Source organism: Nonomuraea sp. NPDC049637, assembly GCF_040675235.1.
In the GTDB taxonomy this organism is placed as follows: Bacteria; Actinomycetota; Actinomycetes; order Streptosporangiales; family Streptosporangiaceae; genus Nonomuraea.
Map to the genome: position 1 here is coordinate 72,771 of NZ_JBFAOM010000005.1, position 12,395 is coordinate 85,165.

The 12,395-nt window shown below is 72.2% G+C and carries 10 protein-coding genes; 4 read left to right on the plus strand and 6 right to left on the minus strand.

What is annotated here, in order from left to right:
• From AB0J71_RS09015 to AB0J71_RS09025, 3 genes are all read right to left on the minus strand, one after another.
• The gene (locus AB0J71_RS09015; protein ID WP_352325829.1) at positions 1-513 is read right to left on the minus strand and encodes a methylated-DNA--[protein]-cysteine S-methyltransferase; all 513 of its coding nucleotides are present in this window, start codon (positions 511-513) and stop codon (positions 1-3) included.
• Entirely contained in the window at positions 510-1,913 is a 1,404-nt protein-coding gene (locus AB0J71_RS09020) for a DNA-3-methyladenine glycosylase 2 family protein (protein ID WP_364389261.1), read from the minus strand. The genes AB0J71_RS09015 and AB0J71_RS09020 overlap by 4 nt, the downstream gene beginning before the upstream one ends.
• A gap of 77 nt (positions 1,914-1,990) precedes the next feature.
• Positions 1,991-3,247 (minus strand): MFS transporter, encoded by a 1,257-nt coding sequence (locus AB0J71_RS09025; protein WP_364413512.1) that lies wholly within the window; start codon positions 3,245-3,247, stop codon positions 1,991-1,993.
• Positions 3,248-3,307: 60 nt separating this feature from the next.
• Here AB0J71_RS09025 and AB0J71_RS09030 point away from each other — a divergent pair, with 60 nt between their 5' ends.
• Positions 3,308-4,306, plus strand: a complete 999-nt coding sequence (locus AB0J71_RS09030) for a DUF5937 family protein (protein ID WP_364413514.1) — start codon at positions 3,308-3,310, stop codon at positions 4,304-4,306.
• Here AB0J71_RS09030 and AB0J71_RS09035 read toward each other — a convergent pair.
• From AB0J71_RS09035 to AB0J71_RS09045, 3 genes are all read right to left on the minus strand, one after another.
• Positions 4,264-5,205: an NYN domain-containing protein gene (locus AB0J71_RS09035; protein ID WP_352321648.1), complete on the minus strand. Its 942-nt coding sequence runs from the start codon at positions 5,203-5,205 to the stop codon at positions 4,264-4,266. The two genes, AB0J71_RS09030 and AB0J71_RS09035, sit on opposite strands and share 43 nt — an antisense overlap.
• A 107-nt stretch (positions 5,206-5,312) precedes the next feature.
• Positions 5,313-5,513, minus strand: a complete 201-nt coding sequence (locus AB0J71_RS09040) for an acyl-CoA carboxylase subunit epsilon (RefSeq protein WP_352321646.1) — start codon at positions 5,511-5,513, stop codon at positions 5,313-5,315.
• Positions 5,510-7,099, minus strand: coding sequence for an acyl-CoA carboxylase subunit beta (locus tag AB0J71_RS09045; protein WP_352321644.1), 1,590 nt, complete (start codon positions 7,097-7,099; stop codon positions 5,510-5,512). The genes AB0J71_RS09040 and AB0J71_RS09045 overlap by 4 nt, the downstream gene beginning before the upstream one ends.
• Positions 7,100-7,135: 36 nt before the next feature.
• On the opposite strand from AB0J71_RS09045, the gene AB0J71_RS09050 reads away from it, so the two are divergent.
• The 3 genes from AB0J71_RS09050 (at position 7,136) to AB0J71_RS09060 (ending at position 12,356) form a co-directional block, all read left to right on the plus strand.
• The gene (locus AB0J71_RS09050; RefSeq protein WP_364413516.1) at positions 7,136-8,077 is read left to right on the plus strand and encodes an ABC transporter ATP-binding protein; all 942 of its coding nucleotides are present in this window, start codon (positions 7,136-7,138) and stop codon (positions 8,075-8,077) included.
• Positions 8,074-9,666: a hypothetical protein gene (locus tag AB0J71_RS09055; RefSeq protein WP_364413518.1), complete on the plus strand. Its 1,593-nt coding sequence runs from the start codon at positions 8,074-8,076 to the stop codon at positions 9,664-9,666. Before AB0J71_RS09050 ends, AB0J71_RS09055 begins: the two co-directional genes overlap by 4 nt.
• A gap of 113 nt (positions 9,667-9,779) precedes the next feature.
• On the plus strand, positions 9,780-12,356 hold the full coding sequence (locus AB0J71_RS09060; RefSeq protein WP_364413704.1) for a phosphoenolpyruvate carboxylase: 2,577 nt from the start codon (positions 9,780-9,782) through the stop codon (positions 12,354-12,356).
• Positions 12,357-12,395 lie beyond the last annotated feature (39 nt).

A 12,395-nucleotide genomic window follows, 5' to 3' on the forward strand; every position in this document is an offset into this window, starting at 1 on the left:
TCACTGTAGGTTGAGGGTTTGTCCGCTTTCGTGGGCGAGGAGCCATTCCTTGACCGGGACGCCGTAGTAGTAGCCGCCGTAGCCGCCCGTGCTGGGCAGGACGCGGTGGCAGGGGACGAAGGGGGCGATGAGGTTCTGGGCGCAGGCGGAGCCGGCGGCGCGGGCGGCGGTACGGGGAAGTCCGGCGGCCTGGGCCAGCTCGGCGTACGAGACCGTCGTCCCCGCGCGGACCTCGCGCAGCGCTTCGTGCAGGCGCTTGCGGGTGGGGGAGCCGGGCTGCGAGACCGGGACGGCGTCCAGGGCGTCGAGGTCGCCGTCGAAATAGGCCCGGACGGCTTCGGCGGGGGCGCCGAGGTCGTCCACCACGTCGAGCCCCTCCGCCTGAAGGGCCGGGGTGAGGCGGACGAACATCTCCGCCGGGTCGGCCGTGAAGCCGCCCGCCACGAGAACCCCCTCGCGGGTGAGCAGCGAGAGCGAGCCGATCGGCGTCGGCAGGACCTGAGCGGTGATCATGAGGAGCTCCAGAGGTGCAGGGCGGCGTAGGCCCGCCAGGGCCGCCACCGTTCGATGTGGTCGTCGGGGATGCCCAGGGCGGCCATGCGCTTTCTCAGCACGAGGTCGCCCGTGGGCCAGGCGTCGGGGTCGCGCAGGGCGCGCAGCGCGATGTAGCTGGCGGTCCAGGGGCCGATGCCGGGCACCTTCAGCAGCTCGGACCCGGCCTCGGCCGGGTCCTGGCCGCCGTCGAGGTCGATGTCGCCGTCGGCGACCCGGCCCGCCAGGTCGGCGAGGGTGGCGATCCTGCGGTTGGTCAGGCCGAGGCCCGTCAGGTCGGCCTCCCGCAGCTCGGCTGCCGTGGGGAAGAGGGGGCCGCCGGTCCTGGCGACGATGCGGCCGAGCAGCGTACGGGCTCCGGCCACCGAGATCTGCTGGCCGACCACCGCGCGTACGGCCAGCTCGAAGCCGTCGAACGTGCCCGGCACCCGCAGCCCGGGCCGCGCCTGGACGAGCGGGGCCAGCGAGGTCTGGCCGAGCGCCTCGGCGATGGCGTCGGGGTCGGCGTCCAGGTCGAGCAGGCGGCGGCAGCGGGCGACGATGCGGGCCAGCTGCCGGGTGTCGGCCAGGGCCACGTCGAGCGCGATGTGGTCCGGCCGGGGGGTGAGCGTGATCGTCCCGCCCGGCACGGCCCTGGAGTACGACTCGGGGCCCGCGACCTCGAGGCCGGGGATGGCGCGTGAGGTCAGGAACCCGAACACGCCCGCCACGTCGTACGGCTCGCGGCGGTGCAGCCGCAGCCTCAGCGTCACGGGCCCGGCGGCCTCGGGCTCGGGCGGCGCCGCCGGACGTCCGGCCGTGGCGCGCAGCTCGCTCGGCGTGAAGCCGTACGTCTCCCGCATGGTGGCGTTGAACTGCCGCACGCTGCCGAACCCGGCCGCGAACGCGACCTCGGTGACCGGCAGCCCGGTCTCCGTCAGCAGCTGCTTGGCCAGCAGGAGCCGCTTGGTGCGGGCCACGGCCAGCGGCCCGACGCCCAGCTCGGCCACGAACAGCCGGTGCAGGTGGCGTTCGGTGATGTGCAGCCGCCGGGCCAGCCCGGCCACGCCGCGCTCGTCGGCGGCTCCGTCGTCGATCAGCCGCAGGGCCCGGCCGACGAGGTCGCCGCGCAGGTCCCAGCCGGGATCGCCGGGCGACAGCTCGGGACGGCAGCGTTTGCACGGCCGGAACCCGGCCGCCTCGGCCGAGGCCGCGTGCCGGTAGAAGCGCACGTTCCTGGAGGAGGGGGTACGCGCCGGGCAGATCGGCCGGCAGTAGATGCGCGTCGTCGTCACCGCGGTGTAGAAGCGCCCGTCGAACCGGGAGTCCCTGGCGGAGACCGCCCGGTAACAGGAGTCGAAGTCGAGCTCTAGGGGTGACATGCCCTCGAGACTATGCGCGGGCCGCGGGTGCCGACCGGCGGAAATCGGACCTCACCATGAAAACGCAGGTCAGCAGGTCAGTACGGCCGACCAGCGGTATTCGGACCTGATCGGCGAAGGGCTGAGAAGTGGATCGGCAACCAGCTCACGGCCATGATCACCGCGCCCGCCCAGAGCGGCGCGCGCACCCCCCACACCTCGCCGAGCAGCCCGGCCAGCAGCCCGCCGAGGCCGACCGCGCCCATCAGCAGCAGCCGCATGGTGGCCGTCATCCGGCCGAGCAGGTGGTCCGGCGTGACGCGCTGCCGCAGGCTCACCAGTAGCACGTTGTTCACCCCGGTACGGAACGTCAGCACGAACCACGCCGCCGCCGCGGCCCACAACCACGGCCCGGCGTCGAGGAACGGGATCACCAGCGCGGCCGGGGCGGTGGCCAGGCTGACCACCCACACCGCGCGGCCCGTGCCGAAGCGCCGGCCGAGCAGATGGGCCGACGACGACCCGGCGAGCACGCCGAGCCCGCCCACCGCCAGGTACGCCCCGAACACCCACTCCGGATAGCCCAGCCGCCCGACGATGAGCACCGGCAACAGGACCGAGCAGAGCGGGAACGCCAGGTTCGCCATCGTGCCCTGGACCAGGGCCGCGACCAGCACCCGGTTGCCGAGGATGAACCGCACGCCCGCCGCGATCCGGGCCCGCAGGGACTCCGCGGCCTCCGGCGAGCCGTCCCCGGCAAGCGCCGGTTCGGGCACGCCGCGCAGCCAGGCCGCCGACCACAGGTAGCTCAGCGCGTCCAGCAGCACGGCCAGCGGCGCGCCCACGACCTGGGCCAGCACTCCGGCGAGGCTGCGCCCGGCGACGTCCATGCCCGCGGCCGTGCCCACGAGCAGCGAGTTGGCCGACGTCAGCCGCTCGCGCCCGACCAGCCCCGGCACGATGCTCATGGACGCCACGTCGAACAGCAGCGACCCCGCCCCCACGAGCACCGTGACGACGTAGAGCTGCGCCATGGACAACGTCCCGGCCCACCAGGCCACCGGCACCGACAACAACGCCACGGCGCGGGCGGCGTCCATCGCGATCATCAGGCGGCGCCGCCGGACGCGGTCCACCCAGGCCCCGGCAGGCAGTCCGATCACCAGGGCCGTGAGCGTGGCGAGCGCCGAGAGCAGCCCGACCTCGCCCGCGCCCGCCCCGAGGGCGGTCACGGCGAGCAGGGGGAGGGCGACGTAGGTGATCTGGCTGCCGAGCTGGCTGACCGCGCCGGCGACGAACAGGTTGCGGAACGCACGAAGCCGCAGAAGCGGAGCTTCCACCAAGGTTGCTGACATGTCGGCAGGATGCTGAAATGTCGGGCAAGGCCGCTATCGATTAAGTGACAAGCAAACTCAATGACCCTCGACCTGACGTTCACCGCCCACGACCTCGCCAACATCCGCTTCGCCGTCTCCCCGCTCGGCGAGGTCGTGGCCAGCGCGCGCGTGGTGAAGAACCCGGCCGCGCACCCGCTCCTGCGCCCCTGGGCCGACCAGGTGCACCGCCGCCTCCAGGACGTGGACTGGCGGCTGCTGTCGGACCTGGTCCCGGTGCCCACCGTCTCGATCGCGGGCTTCACCTGCACGCCGCCCTCGACGTCCATGCCGGACCTGGAGCTGGAACTCGCCACGATGCGGGGCGCGGCCGCCCGGGTCCGCATGGATCTGGACCACATCGGCGGTCCCCGGACGAAACGGGTGCAGGCCCTCTACGACGACCCGGAACAGGGCCTCGAACGCCTGGCCGGAGAGGTGGCTGGCTACTGGGAGGCGGCTATGGCGCCGTACTGGCCGCGGATCAGGTCGCTGCTGGAGGGCGAGATCCTGCACCGCGCCAGGCTGCTGGCCGAGGGCGGCGCCCAGCGTATGCTGGCCGACCTCGACGACTCCGTCACCTGGGACGACGGCACGCTGCGGCTGCAGCACCGGTACGTGTCCGGCCGCCGGTCACTGAGAGGGCTCGGGCTGCTGCTGGTGCCGTGCGTGTTCGCCTGGCCGCGGGTCCTGTCGGTCACGACGCCGCCGTACCAGCCGACCGTGCGTTACGCGCCGCGCGGCATCGCGACGCTCTGGGAGCGCCGCGAGGTGGACCCGCCCGAGGCGCTGGCCGCCGTGCTCGGCAGGACGCGCGCCCGGCTGCTGGCCGAGCTGGACCAGCCCGCCTCGACGCGCGACCTCGCCCAGCGCGCCGGGCTCTCCGAGCCCGGCGTCAACCAGCACCTGACCGCGCTGCGCAAGGCCGGCCTGTGCACCGCGCACCGCACCGGCCGGTACGTGCTCTACGCCCGCACGGCGGTCGCCGAGACGCTGCTCTACTTGGAGGAGACCCCCACCCCCAGGTCGAACTCCCGGTAGACGCGCGCCCAGAACCCGTCACGCAGCCAGACCCGGGCCTCCGGGTAGGGCCGCAGCGAGTGCCCGAGCTCCTTCTCCGCCTCGATCAGCAGCTCGGTGTCGATCACCGTCGGCAGGATCGGGCCGGGCAGCAGGTCGCGGATGTTGTCGCGGCCGCGGGTGAGTATCCACTTCTGGGCGACGTGCTCGCCGACGTCCTCCACGCGCGGACGGCTGGGCCCCAGCTTGGCGACCTGGCCGGGCTTGGCGTGCGGCTTGACCGGCGCGCGCCCGGCGAACACCTGGGCGGGCGAGGGAGCCGCGGCGGGCGGGGTGACCGCGACCGGCTGCGGAGCGCGACTGAAAAAGGGCCTCAGGAAATCGGCGGAGATCACTTCCACCGTGTCGGACTCCCACACCAGGCGCTCGGCCTGGTTGGTGCCGTAGGGCGGCTCGACGCCCCACAGGTGGATGCGCACGCCGTACGCCTGCGCCGCCTCGACCGCCGGAACCATGTCCTCATCGCCTGCCAGCAGGATCGTGTCGGTCACCGCGTGGTGCCGGGCCAGCGCCTCCAGGTCGCTCCTGATCTGCGCGTCGACGCCCTTCTGCTGGCCGCGGGCGTTGAGGTTGCCGAGGCGCACCTTGACCCACGGGAGCTGGGCGATGACACGCTGGTCGACGGTGGGCACACGGTCGCGGGCGGCGTCATACCAATAGATCCGCAGAAGTTCGCCGGAAATACGTTCCTCTGCATGTTTCTGTAGACTCTGGATGAGCTCATCGGCGGCCACCCGATATTCCTTGCGTTCCTTCGCGCCGAGCAGCACCTCACCTGCCGCAGCGTAGAGATAACCGACATCCACTAGGACGGCGTACTTGGCTGCCACAGGATGCGGCATGAGGTCTGGGATGGCCATGTCGTCCTCCAGGCCGCGGTGTTAGTTGATCGGCTGACTATATACGCCTACTTTCTCTAGATAGTCCCAACTCCCGGGGAACTTGACACCCGATTCCCGGGATCTATCTAGGGTAGTGCGCTCATCCGCCAAGCCGCCTTCCCCGGCAGGCCAGGGTTACGCATGCCTCTGGCGGGGTTTCGCCATGTTTGTCTACGAGGTCTCTCGGGTTCGGTGTACGAGCTCCGCCGCGTGGCGAGCACGGCCACCACGGCCGCGATCTCCTCGGGCGTGGCGTCGCCGCGGACTATCCGCAGGTGGTCGCTCATAGAGGAATGTTCCCATGCTTCTTCGGCGGCAGCGAGGCTCTCTTGTTACGCAGCGCGCGAAGTGCCCGGACAACTTGCGGCCGGGTTTCGGACGGCCGAATCACCGAGTCCACATAGCCGCGTTCGGCCGCGATGTACGGATTGGCCAAAGTGTCCTCGTACTCGGTGACGAGCCGGGCGCGCTCGGCGTCGGGCTCGTCGGAGGCCGCCAGTTCGCGCCGGTAGAGGATGTTGACCGCGCCCTGCGCGCCCATGACCGCGATCTGGGCGGTGGGCCAGGCGAGGTTGACGTCCGCGCCGAGGTGCTTGGAGCCCATGACGTCGTACGCGCCGCCGTACGCCTTGCGGGTGATGACCGTGACCAGCGGGACCGTGGCCTCGGCGTAGGCGTACAGGAGCTTGGCGCCGCGGCGGATGATTCCGTTCCATTCCTGATCGGTGCCGGGGAGGAATCCCGGTACATCAACAAAAGTCAGGATCGGAATATTAAAGGCATCACAAGTTCGAATAAATCTGGCGGCCTTCTCGGAGGCGTCGATATCCAGACATCCGGCGAAATGCATGGGTTGGTTGGCGACGACCCCGACCGGCTGGCCGTCCACCCGGCCGTAGCCGACCACGATGTTCGGCGCGAAGAGCGCGTGGACCTCCAGGAACTCCCCGTCGTCGAGCACGTGCTCGATCACCTGGCGCATGTCGTACGGCTGGTTGGGGGAGTCGGGGATCACCAGGTCGAGCTCGGGGTCGGGCTCCAGGTCGGCGGCGGGGGCGAAGGCCGGGGCCTCGTCCAGGTTGTTGGAGGGCAGGTAGGACAGCAGCGCCTTGACGTAGTCGAGGGCGTCCTCCTCGTCGGCGGCCTGGTAGTGGGCCACGCCCGACTTGGTGTTGTGCGCGCGGGCCCCGCCCAGCTCCTCGAACGTGACCTCCTCGCCGGTCACCGTCTTGATCACGTCGGGGCCCGTGATGAACATGTGGGACGTCTGGTCCACCATCACCACGAAGTCGGTCAGGGCGGGTGAGTAGACGTGGCCGCCGGCCGCGGCGCCCATGATGAGCGAGATCTGCGGGATCACGCCGGAGGCGTGCACGTTCCGCTTGAAGATCTCCGCGTAGAGGCCGAGCGCGACCACGCCCTCCTGGATGCGCGCGCCGCCGCCCTCGTTGATGCCGATGATCGGGCAGCCCGTCTTGAGCGCCAGGTCGATCACCTTGACGATCTTCTCGCCGTACACCTCGCCGAGGGAGCCGCCGAAGACCGTGACGTCCTGGGAGAACACGCAGACCTGGCGGCCGTCGATCGTGCCGTGGCCGGTGATGACGCCGTCGCCGTACGGACGCCGCTTCTCCAGCCCGAACATCGTGGACCGGTGGCGGGCGAACTCGTCGAACTCCACGAACGAGCCCTCGTCGAGCAGCGCGAGCACCCGCTCGCGCGCGGTCATCTTGCCCTTGGCGTGCTGTTTGTCCACCGCCGACGCCGAGCCGGCGTGCACGGCCTCGTCGAGCCTTCGCTCCAGGTCGGCGATCTTGCCTGCGGTGGTGTGGATGTCCGGCATCTCCGGCATGGGATCGGCGGCTGCGCTCATGCGCGTTAGGCTAACCCGTCCTCCTAGAGTGGATCCATGACGGATGCGGTTCGCTCCCACGGCCTGTACAAGCGCTACGGCGCGCAGGTCGCGGTGGCCGGGGTCGACCTCGTGGTCCCGGCGGGCAGTTTCGCGGGCCTGGTCGGTCCCAACGGGGCCGGCAAGACGACCACGCTGAGCATGATCACGGGCCTGCTGCGGCCCGACGGAGGCCAGGCCGCGATCGACGGGTTCGACGTCTGGCGCGACCCGGTCGCCGTCAAGGCGCGCATCGGCGTGCTGCCCGAGGGGCTGCGGCTGTTCGAGCGGCTGTCGGGCCGCGAGCTGCTGCTCTACAACGGCCGGCTGCGCGGCATCCCCAAGGCCGACGTCGAGCAGCGCGCGGGCGAGCTGCTCGACGTGATGGACCTGACCGGGGCCGCCGACAAGCTCGTCGTCGACTACTCCACCGGCATGCGCAAGAAGATCGGGCTGGCCGCGGCGCTGCTGCACAACCCGTCCGTGCTCTTCCTCGACGAGCCGTTCGAGGGGGTCGACCCGGTCAGCTCCAACACCCTGACCGAGGTGCTGCGGCGCTTCACCGCCTCCGGCTCGACGGTCATCTTCTCCAGCCACGTCATGGACCTCGTCGAGCGGCTGTGCGACTGGGTGTCGGTGATGAGCGGCGGCCACATCGTCGCCCAGGGGCCGCTGGAGCAGGTGCGCGGCGGCGCGAGCCTCAACGAGGCGTTCATGCGGCTGGTCGGCGGCGGCTCCCGCGCCCACGGCGAGGCCGGGCTGAGCTGGCTCGGCGCCCGCCCCGGCAACCAGCCCCCGACCGCACCTCCGACCACACCCCCGACCACACCTCCGACCACACCCCCGGCTGCACCCGCTGCCACGCACCCGACCGCACCCCCGCCCGCGCCCCCGGCCGCATCCGCTGCCACGCCGCCGTCCGTGCCTCCGGCCGCTGCCGCGCCTCAGGACACGCCGTGAGCGCCGCCGTCACGGGGTCGCCCATGGCGACGGCCGCGCTGTTCGCGCGGCTCAAGCTGCGGCTGCTGGTCGGCAACCTGCGCGGCGACGTGCAGCGCAAGCTCGGCTTCGTCTTCACCCTGCTCGCCGCGGCCGGCCTGGCCGTGCTGGGGTTCCTGCTGATGAGCCTGCTCAGGCTCGCGCCCTCCGACGTCGCCGCCGAGCTGGTGATCGTCGCGTACGCGTTCTTCCTGGTGAGCTGGATGATCGTGCCGCTGCTGGCGTTCGGGCTGGACGACACGCTCGACCCGGCGCGGCTGTCGCTGTTCCCGCTGCGTACGCGCGAGCTGGCCGTCGGGCTGTTCACCGCGTCCGCGACGGGCGCGTGGCCGCTGGCGATGCTCGTCGTCACGGCCGGCGCGCTGGTCGGGCTGCCCACGGGCCTCGGGGGCGTGCTGCTCGGCGTGCCCGCGGTGCTGCTGCAGTTCGCGCTCTGCGTGGTCACCTCGCGGCTGATCACCACCTCGCTGTCCGGCGCGCTGCGCAGCCGGCGCGGGCGTGACGTGCTGGCCGTGGCCGCCCTGTTCGTGGTGCTGCTGGCGCAGCTGCCCAACCTGCTGATGAACCGCGGCCTCGGCGACCCCGCCGCGATCCTCCACCGGCTGGCCGGCGTCCTGCGCTGGACGCCGCCGGGCATGGCCGCGCACGCCATGGCCGACGGCGGCCTGGTCGGCGTGGCGGAGCTGGCCGCCGTCGCGGTGCTGGTCGTGGTCGTCGCCTGGCTGTGGATCAAGGCCCTCGGCCGGGCCCTGGTCTCGCCGGACGCCTCCACGCAGGCGGCCTCCGTCCGCCGGGAGCGCGGCCTGGCCGACCGGCTCCTGCCCGACGGGCCGCTGGCGGCCGTGGTGACCAAGGAGCTGAAGTACATCAGGCGGGAGCCGAGGTTCCGCGTGGGCTGGTTCTCCTCGGTCGTGGTGACCGTCGTCCTGGCGTTCTCGCTGAACAACAGCACCGAGGGGCAGGCGGGGCCGGTGCTGCCGGTGCTGATCACCGGCATGGGCGCGCTGATGATCTCGTTGCAGTCGGGCAACGCGTTCGGCATCGACGGGCGTTCCCTGTGGATGAACGCCGTGGCCTTCGGCTCGGAGGAGGACCTGCGCCGCGACCTGGCGGGCCGCCACCTGGCCAACTGCCTGGTCGCCGCGCCGCTGCTGCTGCTCGTGGCGGTCGCGGCGGCGTTCTTCACCGGCAGCCAGGAGGCCGTCGTGCCGGCGTTCCTGACCGGGCTGGGCGCGCTCGGCGTCGGGCTCGGGGTCGGCTCGGTGACCAGCGTGACGATCCCGTACACGCTGCCGGAGCGGATGAACGCCTTCAGCGGCGCCGCGCCCGGCCAGGGCGGTCAGGCGTTCGCGTCGTCGATCGGGGCGATGCTCGGGATCGCGCTGATGTCGTTGCCGATCGTGCTGCCGCTGGCGTTCGGGCTGATGTGGGTGTCGGTGCTCGCGCCCTTCTACGGCCTGCTGATCGAAGTGCTCGGCAGACGCCTCGCCGGCAAGATCGGCTTCCCCCGCCTCCCGGAGCTGGTAGCCGCCGTGTCAAAGCCGAGCTAGAGAATGGTCTAGTCCAATGGGCGAGACCGCCATGCGGTCGCCGAAAGCGAGTCGATACCCTTCGAAGCATGATTGACCAGGGGCTCGAGCGTCGTAGTGCCGCCGTGACCGAGATGCCTGACGAGCTGCGCCACGACGTGCGCATGCTCGGCAAGCTGCTCGGCCAGGTGATCGCCGAACAAGGTGGCGAAGACCTGCTGGCCGACGTCGAACGGTTGCGCAAAGCCGTCATCGCGGCGCGCAGAGGCGAGATTTCCGCCGACGAGATCACCGAAATGGTCGCCGGATGGGAGATCGAGCGGGCGGTCGCGGTCGCCCGCGCGTTCACCTGCTACTTCCACCTGGCGAACCTGGCCGAGGAGCACTACCGGATCCGCACGCTGCGCGAGCGTGACGCCGAGGGGAGGGTGCAGCGGGAGTCGCTGGCGCAGGCCGTGCACGAGCTCGGCGAGGAGCGCGTGCGGGAGCTGCTGCAGGGGCTGGAGCTGCACCCGGTGCTGACCGCGCACCCCACCGAGGCGCGCAGGCGCGCGGTCGTCACCGCCATCCAGCGCATCAGCGGCCAGCTGACCGAGTACAACACGCCCGGGCGCGGCGCGTCCGAGCGTGCCGAGAGCAGGCGCCGCCTGCTGGAGGAGATCGACCTGCTGTGGCGGACGGCCCAGCTGCGCTCCACCAAGCTCGACCCGCTCGACGAGGTGCGCACCGCCATGGCCGCCTTCGACGAGACGCTGTTCCGCATGGTGCCCCAGGTCTACCGCTCGCTCGACGCGGCGCTCGACGCGGGCACCGGCACCCGTCCGCCGCTGGCCAGGCCCTTCATCCGCTACGGAAGCTGGATCGGCGGCGACCGCGACGGCAATCCCAACGTCACCGCCAAGGTCACCCGCGACACGATCCAGATCCAGTCCGAGCACGTGCTGACCGCCCTGGAGACGGCCTGTACGCGCATCGCCCGCACGCTGACCGCCTCCGCCCAGTTCTCGCCCTGCTCGGCCGAGCTGAAGGGCGCGCTGGCCGCGGCCGTCGACGCGCACCCCGAGCTGGTCTCCGAGCTGGCCACCCGCTCGCCGCGCGAGCCGCACCGCCAGTGGCTGCTGTACGTGGCCGCCCGCATCGCCGCCACCCGCCGCCGCGACCTCGACCTCGCCTACCGCGCGCCCGCCGAGCTGCTGGCGGACCTGCGCCTGGTGCAGGAGTCGCTGGCGGGCAGCGCGCCGCGGCAGGCGTACGGGGAGCTGCAGCACCTCGTCTGGCAGGTCGAGACGTTCGGCTTCCACCTGGCCGAGCTGGAGGTGCGCCAGCACTCGCAGGTGCACGCGGCGGCCCTGGAGGAGATCAGGGCCGGCGGCGAGCTGTCGGAGCGCACCGAGGAGGTGCTGGCCACGATCCGGGTGATCGCCTGGATCCAGGAGCGGTTCGGCGTCACGGCCTGCTCCCGCTACGTGGTCTCCTTCACCCGCTCGGCCGACGACATCGCGGCCGTCTACGAGCTGGCCGGGCACGCCCTGGGCGACCGGGCGCCGGTGCTCGACGTGGTGCCGCTGTTCGAGTCCGGCCAGGACCTGGCGAACTCGCCGCGCGTGCTGAGCGGCATGCTGGAGATCCCGCAGATCCAGGACCGCCTGGCCGCGACCGGCCGGCGCATGGAGATCATGCTCGGCTACTCCGACTCGGCCAAGGAGCTGGGCCCGGCGGCCGCCACCCTCCGCCTCTACGAGGCCCAGGAGGAGCTGACCGTGTGGGCCCACGAGCACGACGTCAAGCTGCGCATGTTCCACGGCCGCGGCGGCGCGCTCGGCCGCGGCGGCGGCCCGGCCAACCGGGCGGTGCTGGCGCAGGCGCCGGGCTCGGTCGCGGGCCGCTTCAAGGTCACCGAGCAGGGCGAGGTCATCTTCGCTCGTTACGGGCACATCGCCATCGCCCGCCGCCATCTGGAGCAGGTCACCAACGCCGTGCTGCTGGCCTCCTCGCCCACGGTCGGCGCCCGTACGGCGGCCGCCGCCGAGCGGTTCCGCGGCCTGGCCCAGCAGGTGGCCACGGCCTCGGAGGAGGCCTACCGGGCGCTCACCGAGGCCCCCGGGTTCCCCGAGTGGTTCGCGCTGGTCAGCCCGTTGGAGGAGATCGGCTCGCTGCGGCTCGGCTCCCGTCCGGCCCGCCGCGGCCTGGGCGCGCCGCGCTCGCTGGACGACCTGCGGGCCATCCCGTGGGTGTTCGCCTGGGCCCAGACCCGCGTCAACCTGCCCGGCTGGTACGGCCTGGGCACCGGCCTGGCCGCCGTCGGCTCCCTTGACGAGCTGCGCGCGGCCTACGCCGAATGGCCGCTGTTCAACGCGATGCTGGACAACGCCGAGATGTCGCTGGCCAAGACCGACCGGTCGATCGCCAAGCGCTACCTGGCGCTCGGCGGCCGCGACGACTTCGCCCGCCAGGTGCTGGAGGAGTACGACCGCACCCGCGAGCTGGTGCTGCGGGTGACCGGCCACACGCGGCTGCTGGAGAACCGCAAGGTGCTCTCGCGGGCCGTGCAGCTGCGCGACCCGTACGTCGACGCGCTGTCGCACCTGCAGCTGCGGGCGCTGCGCGCGATGCGCACCGAGGACCTGTCGGAGCAGGAGCGCGAGCGGCTGTCCACGCTGCTGCTGCTGTCGGTCAACGGCGTGGCCGCCGGCCTGCAGAACACGGGCTGAGCACGCGCGGACGGCCCGGCGGGGGGCCGGGCCGTCCGA